Origin of the sequence: Janthinobacterium sp. DSP2-3-3 (assembly GCF_049897325.1) — a bacterium.
GTDB lineage: Bacteria > Pseudomonadota > Gammaproteobacteria > Burkholderiales > Burkholderiaceae_D > Janthinobacterium.
The window spans coordinates 1-16,239 of sequence record NZ_JAFCWA010000024.1; the positions used below are offsets into that span (position 1 = coordinate 1).

Annotated in this window: 12 protein-coding genes; 3 read left to right on the forward strand and 9 right to left on the reverse strand. The window is 59.5% G+C overall.

The window, feature by feature from the left end; all coding sequences use genetic code 11:
• The first annotated feature begins 388 nt into the window (after positions 1–388).
• On the forward strand, positions 389–2,377 hold the full coding sequence (locus ACP7DE_RS27595; protein ID WP_426075106.1) for a sigma-54-dependent Fis family transcriptional regulator: 1,989 nt from the start codon (positions 389–391) through the stop codon (positions 2,375–2,377).
• Position 2,378: 1 nt separating this feature from the next.
• Here the strand turns inward: ACP7DE_RS27595 and ACP7DE_RS27600 are convergent, their stop codons facing one another.
• From ACP7DE_RS27600 to ACP7DE_RS27630, 7 genes are all read right to left on the reverse strand, one after another.
• Positions 2,379–3,389, reverse strand: a complete 1,011-nt coding sequence (locus ACP7DE_RS27600) for an FAD:protein FMN transferase (RefSeq protein ID WP_426075107.1) — start codon at positions 3,387–3,389, stop codon at positions 2,379–2,381.
• Entirely contained in the window at positions 3,379–5,481 is a 2,103-nt protein-coding gene (locus ACP7DE_RS27605; RefSeq protein WP_426075108.1) for a 4Fe-4S binding protein, read from the reverse strand. Before ACP7DE_RS27605 ends, ACP7DE_RS27600 begins: the two co-directional genes overlap by 11 nt.
• A 57-nt stretch (positions 5,482–5,538) precedes the next feature.
• Positions 5,539–6,699: a porin gene (locus ACP7DE_RS27610; protein ID WP_426075109.1), complete on the reverse strand. Its 1,161-nt coding sequence runs from the start codon at positions 6,697–6,699 to the stop codon at positions 5,539–5,541.
• Positions 6,700–6,987: 288 nt separating this feature from the next.
• Complete coding sequence (locus ACP7DE_RS27615; protein WP_426075110.1) at positions 6,988–8,724, reverse strand: methanol/ethanol family PQQ-dependent dehydrogenase; 1,737 nt, start codon at positions 8,722–8,724, stop codon at positions 6,988–6,990.
• A gap of 49 nt (positions 8,725–8,773) precedes the next feature.
• Complete coding sequence (locus tag ACP7DE_RS27620; RefSeq protein ID WP_034756816.1) at positions 8,774–9,163, reverse strand: DUF779 domain-containing protein; 390 nt, start codon at positions 9,161–9,163, stop codon at positions 8,774–8,776.
• 56 nt (positions 9,164–9,219) lie between these two features.
• Positions 9,220–10,740, reverse strand: coding sequence for an aldehyde dehydrogenase (gene adh / locus ACP7DE_RS27625; RefSeq protein WP_426075111.1), 1,521 nt, complete (start codon positions 10,738–10,740; stop codon positions 9,220–9,222).
• A 333-nt stretch (positions 10,741–11,073) separates the two neighbouring features.
• Positions 11,074–12,030 carry a beta-propeller fold lactonase family protein gene (locus ACP7DE_RS27630; protein ID WP_426075112.1) on the reverse strand — a complete coding sequence of 319 codons (957 nt, stop codon included), beginning with the start codon at positions 12,028–12,030 and terminating at the stop codon, positions 11,074–11,076.
• A gap of 204 nt (positions 12,031–12,234) precedes the next feature.
• On the opposite strand from ACP7DE_RS27630, the gene ACP7DE_RS27635 reads away from it, so the two are divergent.
• A complete protein-coding gene (locus tag ACP7DE_RS27635) occupies positions 12,235–14,388 on the forward strand; it encodes a TonB-dependent receptor family protein (RefSeq protein ID WP_426075113.1) in 2,154 nt (717 codons plus the stop codon).
• A 54-nt stretch (positions 14,389–14,442) separates the two neighbouring features.
• On the opposite strand, the gene ACP7DE_RS27640 is transcribed toward ACP7DE_RS27635, so the two are convergent.
• Positions 14,443–15,276 carry a substrate-binding periplasmic protein gene (locus ACP7DE_RS27640; RefSeq protein WP_426075114.1) on the reverse strand — a complete coding sequence of 278 codons (834 nt, stop codon included), beginning with the start codon at positions 15,274–15,276 and terminating at the stop codon, positions 14,443–14,445.
• A 15-nt stretch (positions 15,277–15,291) separates the two neighbouring features.
• Positions 15,292–15,777: a cytochrome c-550 PedF gene (pedF, locus tag ACP7DE_RS27645; protein ID WP_035824926.1), complete on the reverse strand. Its 486-nt coding sequence runs from the start codon at positions 15,775–15,777 to the stop codon at positions 15,292–15,294.
• 147 nt (positions 15,778–15,924) lie between these two features.
• Here pedF and ACP7DE_RS27650 point away from each other — a divergent pair, with 147 nt between their 5' ends.
• Complete coding sequence (locus tag ACP7DE_RS27650; RefSeq protein WP_426075115.1) at positions 15,925–16,059, forward strand: hypothetical protein; 135 nt, start codon at positions 15,925–15,927, stop codon at positions 16,057–16,059.
• Positions 16,060–16,239: the final 180 nt, after the last annotated feature.

Consider the following 16,239-nt stretch of genomic DNA (forward strand, 5'->3'; position numbering starts at 1 on the left):
TACTCTCGCGCTATCGACAAAGCGTTGTGTTTGTCAGCTGCGAAGAAGGAAGAGTATGAAGCGTTTGCAGCATTTCGTCAACCTTCTTTTTCACCCTGCTTTACTCGGCATTTGCATGCATCGTTCAGCGAGGGGTCGAATTATAGCCCTGCCCCGCACGCCCCGCAAGGGCTATTTTCCCGCCCGGCGAAACAGCCCTGGCACCGCACTTGCTTATACCAGCCTATGCACTGCCCACTGAGGGGAGCAACTCTGGGCCTGGCAGCAACACTGGGGATAGCCCGGTTCGCTTTGCTTTGCTCCCATCTGTGACAGGTGCTACATTATGGAACACTCTCGATATTCAAAAGAGCGCCGCAGTACAGGGCCCAACGGAGGCAACGAGATCATGTATCAACCGTCAGCTACTTACCGTAGCGCACCGTTTTCGTCCATCGCGGACGCGAACATTTTGCCGGCAGGACAAGACAACGTGCCCGTCATCATCGAAACGTCCCATCAGCGCTCAGTCGCCTTTGGCCTGTCTCCCACGGCCACGCCCGACTTTACGCCGGCCGGCAAATCCGATCTGTCCTTGCTGATCGAGCAAAATCGCATGCTGCACACGCACGCGTTGCCGGCGATGGAAACCCTGTACCAGCAAATCGTTAACACGCACAATATGGTGATCTTGACGGATGCCAATGGCGTCATCGTGCATTCGCTGGGCGACGATGATTTTCTGGAGAAAGCCAACCGCGTCGCCCTGCAGCCGGGTGTGGCGTGGTCAGAACAAAGCCGCGGCACGAATGCCATCGGCACGGCCATCACGGAAAAAGTACCGACGTTGGTCCATGCGGACCAGCATTACCTGGCCGCCAATCATTTCCTGACGTGCTCAGCCGCCCCCATTACCGACCACCGGGGCAATGTCATCGGCGTGCTGGACGTGTCGAGCGACCAGCGCAGTTTCCATAAGCATACGATGGCCCTGGTGCGCATGTCGGCGCTGATGATCGAAAATCAGCTGTTTTCCGCCACCTTCGAAGATGCCATCACCGTGCACTTCCACGCGCGCCCCGAATTCATCGGCACCTTGATGGAAGGCATTGCCTCGTTCACACCGGGCGGACGGTTTTTATCCGCCAACAAAAATGGTTTGTTCCAGCTGGGCCTGTCATTTGCCGCGCTGCAATCACATACCTTCAGTTCCCTGTTCGGCTTGCCCGTTTCCGCTCTGTACGATCATTACCGCACGGCCGCACCCGGTCTGCTGAACCTGTGCATGCATAGTGGCGTGCGCGTGTATGGGCGCGCGCAGTTGCGCCTGTCCAATAGCGTCTTCCAGCACGGCTTTACTGCCAGCACCGACCATAGCGATATTAACGCCGTGCCGGCCCAGGTTCCCGCGTCGGCAAGCCATGCAGCCAATGCGGCGCGCCGCCTGTCCGGTCTGCGCTATCTGCGCACGGGCGATCCGCAACTGGAACTGGTGATCGAAAAGGTCAACAAGGTATTGGGACGCGACATCCCCATCCTCGTCATGGGCGAAACGGGTACCGGCAAGGAATTGCTGGCGCAAGCCATACACAACGACTCGCCGCGCGCCATGGGACCGTTTATCGCCGTCAATTGCGCCTCGATCCCGGAAACCCTGATCGAGTCTGAACTGTTCGGCTATGAAGACGGGGCATTCACGGGCGCGCGCAAGAAGGGGGCCATCGGCAAGATTTTGCAAGCTAATGGCGGCACCCTCTTCCTCGATGAAATCGGTGACATGCCCTTTGGCTTGCAGGCGCGGCTGTTGCGCGTGCTGCAGGAACGCATGGTCACACCGCTGGGCAGCAGCAAATCGATCACCGTGAATGTGGAACTCATTTGCGCCACGAATCACAACTTGCGCGAACGCATGGCCAAGGGACTGTTCCGCGAAGACTTGTATTACCGTTTGAATGGCCTGGTAGTGAAACTGCCGCCGTTGCGCGAACGCACGGACCTCGATACGGTCGTCAAAAAAATCCTCGTGACGGAAGCGCCCGACACGCGCTATACGGTGGCGCCTGACATCCTGCACATGTTCCACCAGCATAAGTGGCCAGGCAATTTCCGTCAGTTGACCAATCTGTTGCGCACGGCCATCGTCATGGCAGGCGACGAGCATGAAATCTGTTTGCGCCACATGCCTGATGATTTCCTCGACGATATTGAAATGACGCAAGCCAGTGCCGCCAGCGCCAGCACGGACCGCATGATCGCCGCCGGCGCCAATCTGGAAGAGATGGAACAAAGCGTCATTCTCAAGTCACTCGATGCCCACGGCGGCAACGTCTCGGCCACGGCGCGGGCCTTGGGCGTATCGCGCAACACGATCTATCGCAAGGTACCGCATCTGAAATAGCCTAGAGTAGACGGGCAAAGCCGGGCGACATCTTGCGCTGCCCCGACTTGTCGATGGTCATCAGGTCAACGCCCTGCATGTGCTCGGCCATCGCATGCGCACGCGCGGCCCCCGTCACCATGAAGGTCGTCGACAAGCCATCGGCCAGCAAGCCCGTGGGTGCCAGCACGGTGACACTGGCCAGTTCGCCCGGCGAATCGCCCTTCGATGGGTCGAAGATGTGGTGATGTACGAAGTCGGGCGTGAACGTGCATTCGTAGTCGCCCGACGTGGCCACGCTGCGCCCCTCCACTTTCAGGGTGGCCGCCAGGATTTCGCCGTCGCGCGGGTCCTGGATGCCCAAGGTCCAGGGACGGCGCACGGAACGCTGTCCACGCGCAATGAATTCGCCCGTGTCGAGCAGCGCGTGCCGTATGCCGCGTGCCTGCACGGCCGCCAGCGCCATATCCGCCGCGTAGCCTTGCGCCAGGCCATTCAAGGTCAGTGCCATGCCTGGCTGAAGAAAACGCACTTCGCGCCTATCCCACGCCAGTTGCCGCCAGCCTACCCGCGCTTGCGCGGCACGACGCAATGTCTCCGTCGGCAAGCTTGCCTGGTCTGCCGCCGTGCGAAACAGCTGCCATAAGGGTTGCACCGTGATATCAAACGCGCCATCGCTGCATTGCGACAAGGCTTGCGCCTGCGCCAGCACGGCCAGCAAATGCGCGTGCGGCCGGCCTAGTCGGCCATCACGGTTCAGTTGGAAGACTTGGCTGGCCGGACTGTAAATGCTCATCAGGCGGTCGATATTCTTGGCCGCATGCAAGGCGTCTTCAATGGCCAGTTCGGCCTGGTGCTGATCGTGGTGCACTACAGTAACGGCGATCGTCGTGCCAAATGCCAGCGCGGCGCCTTGATAAGGCCGCACGCCGGACGCCGCGGCAGTGCCGCGCGCCATGCTGCCAGGCAAAGACAAGCCCACCATGCCGGCCACGCTGCCGATGGCTGCGGAAATAAACGTTCTACGCTGCATTGCTGCCCTCCTCTGCCGTGGCCCGGACTATGGGAATGGTGCGGGCACGCTTGATTTCCAGCATCAAGGGTGCGCATTTTTCATCGCTGGCGTAAATCACCACGCAATCCATGCACTGGAAACACTCGCCGTAATCGACTTTCCCGCTCGGCGCGATGGCGTGATGTTCGCAACGGTGGCGGCAAGTCTGGCAGGGCGTGCCGCATTCCTTGCGACGCGGAATCCAGTTGAACAGGCGAAATCGTCCCAGCAGCGCCAGCGCCGCACCAAACGGGCACAGGTAGCGGCAAAAGAATTTGTAGGAGACACTACTAAGCAGCAGCAAGCCCACGGCATAGGCGACGAAGGGCCAGGCGCGCACGAAGTTCAAGGTAATCGTCGTCTTGAACGGTTCCAGTTCCACCAGCTTTTCCGTGATCTGGCTGGAAAACATGCTGCTGCCAAGAATGGCCGCCAGCAAGCCATACTTGATCCATTTCAAGCGCCCATCGAGGCGCGGTTTGATCTTCCACTGCGGCAAGCGCAGCCATTGGCCCAGCTTGCCCGTGAATTCCTGCAGCGCCCCGAATGGACACAGCCAGCCGCAAAACGTGCCGCGCCCCCAGAGCAGCAGGCTGAGCAGCACGAAAGCCCACAGGATCACCGTCATCGGGTCGAACAGAAAAAAACCCAGGCTGCGGCCCGCCAGCAGCGCCTGGAGTGCACCCGTAATGTTGACGATCGATAACTGCCCCTGCGCGTAGTAGCCGATGAAAGCGATGGTAAACAATAGGAACAGGCGGCGGAACCCGGTAAATTGCCGGCCATCGCGCACCAGGCGTTTCTGCCACGCCAATGCGCCGGACAGCAGCGCCAGCCCGGCGACCAATAGCAGCAGCTCAGCCTTGCGGTTCTTCCACGTGCCGCGCCAGGTGGCATCGTCGCCTTGCGGCGCCGTATACAAATCGGCCGGCAAGCGGTAGTTGAAATCCACATTGCGCGCGATGCGTTCCGGATACACGATACCCTTGTTGCGCGTGATGGGGAGAGAAAATGCCAGCGGACTGGCCGCATCGAGTCCCGCCTGGCTGATGATGCGAAAGACAGCGACATTTTCCGTCGGCAACGCTGCCCCCTCCGACAAGTTCAATTCCAGGTCCAGGTCGCGCATGTCGATGGGCAAGCCATCCTGTTTCAATAACAGTCGGCCGGGCACGGTGCCGCGCACGAAATCGTCGCCCAGCACGCTGTAGCGTCCGCGCGACATGACGAGGATGGCGTGGTCGCCCTCGTCGAGCCGGTTGCGCAATTTGTTCCAGCTGCGTTCCGTCAACAGATTGCGTCCCACCGTGGGCACGGACACATACGCCAGGTACAGGTCGATGAACACGCTGTCCGGTGCGCTCGCGGCTTCCACATCGAGTCCCGCGCCGGGACTGCCGGCAAACAAGGTTTCCACGTCCTTGTTGCTCAGTCGTACATGCTGAATCAAGCCCTGTTTGAGCATCTGCGCCGCGCTGAGTTTTTCAAACACCTCCATGCGGATACGGGCAATCTGGTCGGGATCGCGGCCTTGCGCGAAGCCGAGTTTCTTACGCGACACTTTTAAGGCCGACGCCAGCACGCTCTGGTTGATGATGCGCACGGAGGCCGTGGCCTTCGACACGCCGTCGATATCGGCATGGGTGGCGTCTGGCGCGCGTTTCTTCCTGGCATCGATGGCGATATTCTGTTTCAGCGACAGACCCTGGTACTGTTTGACGAACTGGAACAGCGGTGCTTCACCCAGGCCATCGAGAAACACGGGTTCGTGCTGCGACAGCACGGCCACGTCCAGAAAACCGCCCTGCGGATTGATGGCGATCAATAAATTGACGGGCACGCCGGAAAAGCCGGGAATGGGGGCCAGGTCCAACGACTCAAAAACGTAGCCGACCAGTTCGGTGGCCGTGGCGTTTTGCCGGAACAAGGGCCAGACGGGCAAGTCGGCCTCCTTGTCGCCAACGATGAGGGGCGCAGGAAAGCGCCGTGCCAGCTCGGCTTTGGTCAGCACGCCCGCCCACGCCTGTCCCAGGATAAACAGGAATAGCCAGCATCCGATGAATAGCCGCATTATCCGCATGTATTGCGCTCCATGCGGCGCCCTGTCGCAAGGCGCCGCGTTCATTAATTAGAAGAAAATAATGCCGCCTAGGGACACGCCATTCATCTTCGCTTCGCCACCGGCAAAACCTTTCGAGCGCGTCTGACCCAATTCACCCACCAGGGTGATCGCGCTGTTGAGCGAGTAATACGCACCCAGGGTCAGGTTGGCGTTCGACTTCAAGCCGCCCGTACCGGCCGTGTTATCGTCGTTCTTGCTGATGCCGTAGGACAAGCCCAGCTTCAGCTTGTCTATCGTCTTGTAAGTGCCTTGCAGCAGCCAGTTCTTCGACTTGGTATCGCCCTGGTCCGCATCGGACAAGATACCCAGCCCTTTGCCGCCCTGGAAGTTGAGCAGCACGCCGGCCGGCCCCATCTGGTACGAGCCGCCCACTTCCACGCCACGCATGATCAGGTCATCGACACCTGGCGTTTTCGAGGTGAATTTTTGCGACTTCACGCCGAGCCAGGCTTTCAAGCCTTCCTGCACATACGTCAGCTGCGCTTGCACTTGCGGACTCGACTTCGAAGAATAGGTCGAGCCTGCCACGATGGGCGTATCGGAAACGGGGCTGACCAGCGCCACGTCGGCACCAAAACCGCCCGACTTCGGCGTGCTGTACATGATCTGGCCATAGTTGCCCAGATAGGTATAACCGGCGCCGATATGGCCCAGGGTCACCCGGCCCCGCTGCGTCGCCTGCACCGGTGCGCCCGAGCCCAACAACGTCATGTCGGACAGGATCGCATTCGCGCCGAAGATGCCATAGTCGCGGCCCAGCTTGAAGGTGCCCATCTGCTCATTGCCAAAGGTAAAGAATGCCTGGCGCACATCGACCACGCTGTTCTGGCTGATGGCGCTGTCGGTGGCCGTCGAGTTGTAGATGCCGATCAAGGCTTTCACGTCGTACTCGCCCAGGCGCGACGAAGCGGAAGTGATCAAGCCATTCGGCAGCAAGCCGTTGCCGATGGTGGTGCGATCCTTTTCGCCGCCGCAACCGAGCGCCTGGCCGCCCAGCGCCAGCCCGCCCACCGCATCGCCCGAACACGACACTTGCGTGTAATAGGCGTTGACGATGCCGCCCACCGACACCGTCCAGTCACCAGCCTTGATATCGACAGCTTGCGCCTGCCCCATCGCTGCGATTGTCATGACACCCAGGCTCCCCAGCTTGATCCATAGCTTCATTTTTTTCTCCTCTTTCTTCTCTGTTTTTAGTGTGCACACCAAAGCTTGATGTACCTCAAGCTTTGGCAATAAGCGTGCCCAGCACGGCTCAGAGGGGAAAAGAAAAAAATGGCGTGTCGACGTGTGCAACAGCGGATCAATCGCCACGCACGGTGTTCATTTTTTGACCGAAAGTATGCATAGCCGAGGTACAGGTAAACAAAAAACTGACGGCCTGGGCCGTCAGAAAAAAGAAAGCGCCCGGCAGACGGGGAGACACCCATCCGAGTGGCCCGGGCGTTTCACCCCTTACTTCGATGCCAGCTTGAAGACCCACACGGAACCGCCCTGTTCCAGAAAGTTGACCTTCTTGGCGACTTCGCCGCCCCACAGCGGCACCGCGCCACCCCAGCCGGAAACGACGGCCACATATTGCGTGTCGCCATCCTGCCAGGTGACGGGTGGCGCCACGACACCGGAGCCCGTCTGGAATTTCCACAGCGCCTTGCCCGTCTTCGCGTCGACGGCTTTCAGGTAGCCTTCCGGCGTGCCGTAGAACACCAGATTGCCGGCCGTGCTCATCACGCCACCCCACAGCGGCGCGTTGTTCTTGATTTCCCAGACGATCTTGCCCGTCTTCGGATCGATGGCGCGCATGGCGCCGATGTAATCGTCAAACAAAGGCTTGATGGTGAAACCGGCACCGAGGAAGGCGCCACCCTTCTTGTAGCTGATCGGCTCGTTCCAGATGTCCATGCCCCATTCGTTGGCGGGCACATAGAACAGCTTGGTTTGCGGCGAGTACGCCATCGGCATCTGGTTTTTGGCCCCCAGGAAAGCGGGCGCGGCAAACACGGTCGTACCTTTCTTGCCCTCTTCTCCCTTGGTCGGGTCGCCAGGGCGGCCGGCGGCGATGTAGTTCGGCCGTCCCGTCTTCAGGTCGATGCTGCTGGCCCAGGTGATTTTCTTTACAAACGGAAAAGCGTTCTGCAGCTTGCCGTTCGTTGCATCGATAACATAGAAGAAACCGTTGCGGTCGGCCTTGCCGCCGTAACGCTTGCCATCCATGTCAAAGGTGACGAACTCGTTGGCGCCGTCGAAGTCCCAGGCATCGTTCGGCGTGTTTTGATACGCCCACTTGATCTGTCCCGTTTTCACGTCCAGCGCCACGGTGGACGACGAGTACAGATTGTCGCCGGGACGCAAGTGGCTGTTCCACGGCGCCGGGTTGCCGGTGCCAAAATACGCGAGCTTGGTTTGCGGATCGTAGGTGCCGCCCATCCAGGTCGAAGCGCCGCCGGTTTTCCACAGGTCGCCCGGCCAGGTTTTGTTCACGGTGCCAGATACGCCGTTATCGATGGCCTTGCCATCCTTGTCGTAGCGGTGGCCCATATGGCCTTCCACGGTAGGACGGCTCCACACCAGGTCGCCCGTCATCGGGTTGCGCGCCTCGACCCGGCCCACGATGCCGAATTCGCCGCCCGACACGCCCGTCAGCAACAAGCCTTCGGCGATCAGCGGCGCGGCCGTCATCGAGTAACCGGCCGCATAATCGTCGACCTTTTCCTTCCAGACGATCTTGCCCGTATTCTGGTCCAGCGCTACCAAGTAGGCGTCGAGCGTGCCGAAAATCACCAAATTGCCGTACAGGGCGGCACCGCGGTTGACCACGTCGCAGCACGGCATGATGCCGTCCGGCAAGCGATGCTCATATTTCCACAGCTTGGCGCCCGTTTTCAAGTCAACGGCAAAGATGCGCGAATACGATGCTGTGACGAACATCTTGCCGTTATGAATCAATGGCTGCGATTCCTGGCCCCGCTGTTTTTCGCCGCCAAACGAGAACGACCAGGCCGGCACCAGCTTGGCCACGGTCTTGTCATTGATCTGCGTCAACGGCGAATAGCGCTGGCCCTGCGTGCCCATGCCAAACGACAAGACGCTGGCCGGATTCTTCGCAGTACTGTCGAGCATGGCATTGGTGACATTGCCCACGTCGGCCGCCTGGGCCAGCGTAGCAAAACCCAAACCGACGAGTATCCCCATGATTTTTTTCTGCACAATCATCTCCCTCTGTTTTATTAGTATGTGTGTATCAGGTCTTGCGGTGCTCATGCGGCTGGGCATGCAATAGCGCGCACTCTTCATCGGTGAACAGGCGCGAGCGTGTCAGGAAGCGCTTGCCCGTGCCGTTGTCGAGTGAAAACATGCCGCCATTGCCATCGACCACATCGATAATCAACTGGGTATGCTCCCAGTACTCGAATTGCTCGAGCCCCATGTAAAACGGTGTGCCATTCAAATTGCCGAGATAAATATCGGTATCACTGACATCGAACTCGCCCAGCGCGTAGCACATGGGCGCACTGCCGTCGCAGCAGCCACCCGACTGGAAAAACATCAGCGGGCCGTGACGCTGGCGCAACTTGTCCATCATTTCCAGCGCCGCATCGGTGGCGACCACCCGGGCAATTGCTGCACTCATGGCATCCCTTTCTGCGCGCCGCACCTGGATAGACAGGTGCGGTGCCTGTTGCCGGTTTAGAAGAAGCCCAGCGCTTTCGGGCTATAGCTCACCAGCAAATTCTTCGTTTGCTGGTAGTGGTCAAGCATCATCTTGTGGTTTTCGCGGCCAATACCCGACTGCTTGTAGCCGCCGAACGCGGCGTGGGCTGGATACAGGTGGTAGCAATTGGTCCACACGCGGCCCGCCTGGATGGCGCGGCCCATGCGGAAGGCGCGCGAACCGTCACGCGTCCACAAGCCGGCACCCAGGCCGTACAAGGTATCGTTGGCAATCGCCAGCGCTTCGGCCTCATCCTTGAAGGTGGTCACAGACACGACTGGCCCGAAAATCTCTTCCTGGAAGATGCGCATCTTGTTGTGGCCCTTGAACACCGTTGGACGCACGTAGTAACCGCCCTCCAGGTCGCCCGCCTGCGTGTGGCGCTCGCCGCCAGCCAGCACTTCGGCGCCTTCCTGACGGCCAATGTCGAGGTAGGACAGGATTTTTTCCAGCTGCTCCTGCGACGCCTGCGCGCCGATCATGGTGCTGGCATCGAGCGGGTTGCCCTGCTTGATGGCGGCCACGCGCTTCAAGGCCCGTTCGATGAATTTTTCGTAGATCGATTCCTGGATCAGCACGCGCGATGGACAGGTGCACACCTCGCCTTGATTCAGCGCAAACATGGTGAAGCCTTCCAGGCACTTATCGAAATAATCATCATCGGCATCCATCACGTCTTCAAAGAAGATGTTCGGCGACTTGCCGCCCAGCTCCAGGGTGACGGGAATCAGGTTTTGCGCCGCGTAACCCATGATCAAACGGCCCGTGCCCGTTTCACCCGTAAAGGCGATCTTGGCGATGCGCTTGCTCGACGCCAGCGGCTTGCCCGCTTCCAGGCCAAAACCGTTGATGATGTTCAACACCCCCGGTGGCAGCAGGTCGCCGATCAGTTCGATCAACACCATGATGGAGGCGGGGGTTTGCTCGGCCGGTTTCAAGACGACGCAATTGCCGGCGGCCAGGGCTGGCGCCAGTTTCCACACGGCCATCAGAATCGGGAAATTCCATGGAATGATCTGGCCCACGACGCCCAGCGGCTCATGGTAGTGATAGGCATACGTTTCCGCATCGATTTGCGCGACGGAACCTTCCTGGGCGCGGATGCAGCCGGCAAAGTAACGGAAATGGTCGATGGCCAGCGGAATGTCGGCATTCATCGTTTCACGGATCGGCTTGCCGTTATCGATGGTTTCCGCCGTGGCGATCAGGCTCAGGTTCTGTTCGATGCGGTCGGCGATGCGGTTTAGGATATTGGCGCGCTCGGCAGGTGAAGTCTTGCCCCAGGCATCCTTGGCGGCATGCGCGGCATCCAGCGCCAGCTCGACGTCTTCCGCCGTGGAACGGGCGATTTCGCAAAACGGCAAACCGGTGATCGGTGTGATGTTGGGAAAATATTCACCTTTTACTGGTGCAACGAACTTGCCGCCGATGTAATTGTCATAGCGTTGTTTGAAGGGGTTGGCTACGCCCAGTTTGCTGATGTCTGCGAGATTCATGTCGTCCTCTATCAGGTTAATTAGAATGGAATTGATTTAATTAAAATCAAACGTCTGTTACAGATGGGGTGAGTACACGGAGTCTTCCGCAAATGCCGTGCCAGCTCGCCGTCCCACTACCAACTTAGCCGGTTTTACCCTTGTTACAAGGGCATGGCGGCCAGATCGATGCGCTTGATCGCCACCGCACGCCGGTCGTTCAGCCCAGGGGACTGTGTGTGCGTTTTGAACAAGGCAAGACTATCCTGTTCCAATTCGGGCCAGCGCCGTCCGTTCCCTGCGCCGCTGCACAATGGAACAGGTGTACCAGTCTGTAACACCTTTGCTGTGCCGCTAGCGAATCACCACGCCCCATGGCAATTCACCCACGGCAATATCGGCCACCTTGCGCGCACTGGCCGTGTCGATGACGGAAACACTGTTCGAGCGGCCATTGGCCACGTACAGCTTGGCGCCGTCGGGCGTGATGGCCATGTTCCACGGGCGCTTGCCGACGGCTATGCTTGCCGTCACCTTGTTGCTGATCGTGTCGATCACCATCACCGTGCCATCCGTGCCATTCGAAACATACAGCTGCTTGCCACTGGGATGGACGGCGATGCCGTTGGCATTCTTGCCCGCTGGAATAGTGGCAATCGCCTTGCGCGCGGTCATGTCGATCACGTAGACGGCATTGACCAGTTCGCACGCCACGTAGGCGCGGCCCGAGTCCGGACTGAAACCGATGCCGCGTGGACGCAAGCCCACGGCAATGGAAGCCACTTGGCGGCGTTGCGCCACATCAATGACATCGACTTGCTCAGCCTCTTCTGCACTGACCAGCAGCCAGCGCCCATCGGGGCTGAAGACGGCATGTTCCGGATTGCGCCCTTGCACCTTGATGTCGGCCAGCAATGTGCCCGTCTGACCATCGAGCAAGGCCACGCTATTGTTTTCCTCGACGGCCACGGCCACGTAGTGACCGTCCTGGGAAGCACTGACGCCCTCGGGCGACTTGCCCAGCGCCACGCTGTGCACGGGCGTGCCGCCAGCGTTATCGATCAGCAACAAGGTGCTGCTGGCGGCATCCGTGACAAACAATTGGCGTCCGGTGGGGTCGGCGGCGATGCCGCGAGGACGCGTGCCGGCGGCGATCTGGCGCACCACCTGGTCGGTAGCCGTGTCGATCACGCTCAGGGTGCCCGATTTTTCATTGGGCACATAGGCAAACGGAGCGGCTTGGATGGCGCTGCTGGCGAGCGCAGGCAACAGCCAGCACACCTGGCGCAAGCGCGAGAAGAAGTTGGGCATAATCACCTTTTCAATGGCAAAACGAGGGAAAAGCGCGCGGTATCGGCGCATCTGACCATTGCTGCATGCAAACGCCGTGCCACTGACAAGCGTATAATTTCAGCCCACCAATGGAGACATGGCAGGCATATTGCTTGATAAGACTAGGCAGACCTGTGCCGCACACGCCGCTCAAGCCGGCTTTTATTCATTTGGAGAATCCGCATGCAGCATCGTTTCCGCCTGAACACCATTGCCAGTCTGTTTGTCGCCGGCAGCGCCACCCTCGCCCCCCACATCTTCGCCGCCGAGGCCGCTGACTTGGCCAACGGGCAACTCATGGACACAGTGGTCGTCAGCGGCAGCCGCATCGCCCACCCCAGCCAGGAAGTGCCGGCTTCCATCGACGTCGTCGACAGCGCCCGCATCCAGGATGGACAAATCCGCGTCAACGCGTCGGAAGCGCTGGCCGCCGTGCCGGGCCTGGTCGTGCAGAACCGTCAGAACTATGCGCAAGACTTGCAAATCTCGTCGCGCGGCTTCGGCGCCCGCTCGGCCTTCGGCGTGCGCGGCGTCAAACTGATCAGCGATGGCATTCCTGCCAGCATGCCCGACGGCCAAGGCCAGGCCGCCACCTTCAACCTCGATACGGCCGAGCGCATCGAAGTGCTGCGCGGACCGTTTTCTGCCATCTACGGCAACCACTCGGGCGGCGTGATCCAGCTGTTTTCCAGGGATGGCCAACATCCCCCATCCGTGGAACTGAACGTGACGGGCGGCAGCTACGGCACCAGCAAGGTGGACCTGACGGCGCAAGGCCAGGCAGGCGGCATCGGCTACGTGCTCAACGGTTCGCGCTTCCGCACGGATGGCTTCCGCAACCACAGCACCGCCACGCGTGAACAGGCTTTCGGCAAGATCACCGTCAAGCCCACTGCAGACAGCAAGCTGACCATCGTCGCCAACAGCCTGCACCAGGGCAATACGCAAGATCCGCTGGGCCTCACCTGGCCCACGTTTTCCCGCGACCCGCGCGCCGGTGAAATCGACGCGAGCGATACGCAAAACCCGAAGCGCACCCTGGCCGAACGCTACAACACGCGCAAGAGCATCGACCACCAGCAAATCGGTACCACCTATGAACAGGCGTTCGGCGATGACCGCCTGCATGTGATGGCGTATGGCGGCAACCGCGAGGTGATCCAGTACCAGGCATTTAATAAGGCATTCCAAAATACCAAAGTGGATGGTCTACTTAAGCATTCAGGCGGCGTGGTCGACTTCCAGCGCCAGTTCTATGGTATCGATACCAACTGGCTGCACGTGAACCAGCTGGCCGGCGGCAAGCTGAGCACCACCATCGGCATCGACTATGGCCGCTCCAGCGATGACCGCACCGGCTATGAGAACTTCATCGGCAATAGCTTTGGCGTAAAAGGCAAGCTGCGCCGCGACGAGCAAGATGTCGTCTCCAGCCTCGATCCTTATATCCAGATGGAATGGCAAAGCGGACCATGGCTGCTCAGCGCAGGTGTGCGCTACAGCAAAATGAAAGTGGCGGTCGACGACCATTTCCTCGGCAATGGCGATGACAGCGGCAGCCTGGAATTCAGCCATACGACGCCGGTGCTGGGTCTGCTCTACAAGCTCACGCCAAACGTCAACGTCTACGCCAGCGCCGCGCGCGGCTTTGAAGCGCCCACCTTGAACGAACTGTTTTACTCGGGCACGGGCGGCGGCTTCAATTACCAGCTGAAACCGGCCACCAGCACCAATCTGGAAGCGGGTGTCAAGGCCAGAATCAATAGCAACACGCATGTGAATGCGGCCGTGTTCCAGATCAAGACCAACGACGAACTCGTAGTCGACAAGTCCAGCGGCGGGCGCACCAGCTATCGCAATGCAGGTAAAACCTTGCGCCAGGGTATGGAAGTGTCGCTGGACTCCAGCCTGCCGTATGGTTTCACGACAAAAGTGGCGCTGACCAGCCTGCACGCCGTGTATGACCAGGCGTTTGGCAGCGTGCACGAAGGCAGTCGCTTGCCGGGCGTGCCCAGCGCCAACCTGTTTGCAGAACTGGCCTGGAAAGACACGCTGGAGCGTTTTGGCGCAGCGCTGGAAAGTGTGGCTAGCAACCAGGTCTACGCGGAAGACAGCAACAGCGAAAAGCCGGCACCCGGCTACACGGTGTTCAATGCGCGGTTCAATGCAAAACAAAGCGTGGGCAACTGGCGCTTCAAGGAATTTGCCCGTCTGAACAATCTTTTCGACAAGACCTACGTGGGCTCCGTCATCGTCGGCGACAGCAACAAGCGCTACTATGAAGCGGCGCCAGGCCGTAACTGGCTGCTAGGTGTCAGCGCCCAGTATTCCTTCTAATAAAAAGACCACGCCTCTTCCGATGCGCGGGCTTTTCAACTAAAGCAAGCGACTTCAGGGCCGCGCTTCCTTCACGCCATACTTTTCAAAAATGGCTTTCAGCTCGCCGCTGGTGGCCATCTCGTTCATGGCTGCCTGCAGCAACTTGCCCACATCGAGCTGCTGGCGGCTGACGGCCAGGCCCACAGCCCAGCCGGCACGCGGCAAGCGGGCGAACGCCACTTCACTCAAGGGAAAAGCGGGATCGCTTTTCAGCAGCGATTCGATTTCCGAACGGTTGGCCAGCACGGCGTCGAGCTGGCCCGCCTGCAATTGCCGCAAGGCTTCGGCAGCCGTGTCGAAGATACGCACGTCATCGCGGTACTTGCCATTCTCTTCACCCAGCATCAGCATGGCCGCGATCGAGACCTTTTCCACGCCGATGCGCTTGCCGGCCAGCGAAGCGACGCCATCGAATTGCGGCACGGCTTGCGCGCTGCGCACCAGACGCACGGTTTCCACGTAATACGGCGCAAAGATTTCAACCTTGTCGTTATCGGCCATCAGCTTCTTGTCGACCGGCACATGCAGCATCACGTCGGCAGGACCGTAACCCAGGTAATGGCCCTTCCACACCATATTACGCAAATCGTCGTTCAGGTTTTCGCCGGCGGGAAATGGCAGCAAGCTCAGTTTTAAACCCAGCTTTTTCGCCAGCGCTTCGGCGATGTCGATATCGATGCCAGTGCCCTTGTCGGAAAACGGCGCAAACTCGTTATACACAGCCACTTTCAAGCTGCCCGACTGCTGCACTTTCTGCCAGTCGGCGCGCGCCGGCGCGGCTGCGCACAGCGCCAGGCAGGCGAGCGAGATCATCGCAAGCGCGCCCCGGAATTGAAATGAACGCATGGGACTCCTTCGTGATCAGTTCGATTCTCTGCGGGTTTCCAGATAGGTCTTGATGGCCCACATGGCTTCCTGGTTGAAGACGCCTTCGAACGGCGGCATGTACACGGCGCCATTACGTACTTTACCGTGGCGTATGGTGGTGAGGTAGTAATTATCCGTCTCCTTGTAGCAAGCCTGTTTCTTTGTCTCATTCTTGATGCCGAAGCAATCGCGGTCGAGCTGGCGCAAGTCCGGCGCGATGCCGCCCGAGATGGCTTCGATGCCGTGGCAGCGTGCGCAATTCTGGTTGTAGGCCGACGTGCCCACCGTTAAAGCCAGCTTGTTGCCCCGATATGGGTTTTGCTCGAGCCACTTGTCGCCCACCTTGGGCAAGCCCGTGGTGTCGACGCCTTGCGGCGTGACATTGCCATGCGCATAGGCGTGCGGCAAGGTCAGCAGGGAAGTAAGGGCAACGGCGCCGGCGGCTGCCACGCCGAGCAGGGTACGGATGGAATAGGTCATGCTGGTCTCCTTGGTTTTTTTAGTGAATATCCAAGAAGAGCAAATGCCATGCCATGCCTATATGCCCCACATCCGGCCGTCCATGTATCAATCTGGAACAGCTGCAACACCTACTTGTGCCACCGCGCGCGTCAGCAGTCGAACAGCATGTCCGATGCAGGCCGCACGCTGTATGCCGTCTCGCGTGCCGCGAAAGCCAAGCCGAATGATGCGGACAGGCTCAAGAAATTTCTGGCCCGCTTTGCCCTTGACTGGGATAAAGTCTGCTTGATCAACAAATGACAAAGGCAGCGCGTAGCGCTGCTTTTTTTACGCCTGTATGCTGTAAAACCTGCCAAAGCATCAGACGAAAAAAAACCCCACCATTACTGGCGGGGTTTTTCTCTACTACGAATAACAAGCCTGACGATAACCTACTTTCACACTGGTTGCAGCACTATCATCGGCGCAAAGTTGTTTCAC

Coding starts and splice junctions, on each gene's coding strand:
- ACP7DE_RS27630 (WP_426075112.1), bottom strand. CDS start 12,030: ATGCCCAACTTCTTCTCGCGCTTGCGCCAGGTGTGCTGGCTGTTGCCT.
- ACP7DE_RS27605 (WP_426075108.1), bottom strand. CDS start 5,481: ATGCGGCTATTCATCGGATGCTGGCTATTCCTGTTTATCCTGGGACAG.
- pedF (WP_035824926.1), bottom strand. CDS start 15,777: ATGACCTATTCCATCCGTACCCTGCTCGGCGTGGCAGCCGCCGGCGCC.
- ACP7DE_RS27620 (WP_034756816.1), bottom strand. CDS start 9,163: ATGAGTGCAGCAATTGCCCGGGTGGTCGCCACCGATGCGGCGCTGGAA.
- ACP7DE_RS27635 (WP_426075113.1), top strand. CDS start 12,235: ATGCAGCATCGTTTCCGCCTGAACACCATTGCCAGTCTGTTTGTCGCC.
- ACP7DE_RS27600 (WP_426075107.1), bottom strand. CDS start 3,389: ATGCAGCGTAGAACGTTTATTTCCGCAGCCATCGGCAGCGTGGCCGGC.
- adh (WP_426075111.1), bottom strand. CDS start 10,740: ATGAATCTCGCAGACATCAGCAAACTGGGCGTAGCCAACCCCTTCAAA.
- ACP7DE_RS27595 (WP_426075106.1), top strand. CDS start 389: ATGTATCAACCGTCAGCTACTTACCGTAGCGCACCGTTTTCGTCCATC.
- ACP7DE_RS27615 (WP_426075110.1), bottom strand. CDS start 8,724: ATGGGGATACTCGTCGGTTTGGGTTTTGCTACGCTGGCCCAGGCGGCC.
- ACP7DE_RS27650 (WP_426075115.1), top strand. CDS start 15,925: ATGTCCGATGCAGGCCGCACGCTGTATGCCGTCTCGCGTGCCGCGAAA.
- ACP7DE_RS27640 (WP_426075114.1), bottom strand. CDS start 15,276: ATGCGTTCATTTCAATTCCGGGGCGCGCTTGCGATGATCTCGCTCGCC.
- ACP7DE_RS27610 (WP_426075109.1), bottom strand. CDS start 6,699: ATGAAGCTATGGATCAAGCTGGGGAGCCTGGGTGTCATGACAATCGCA.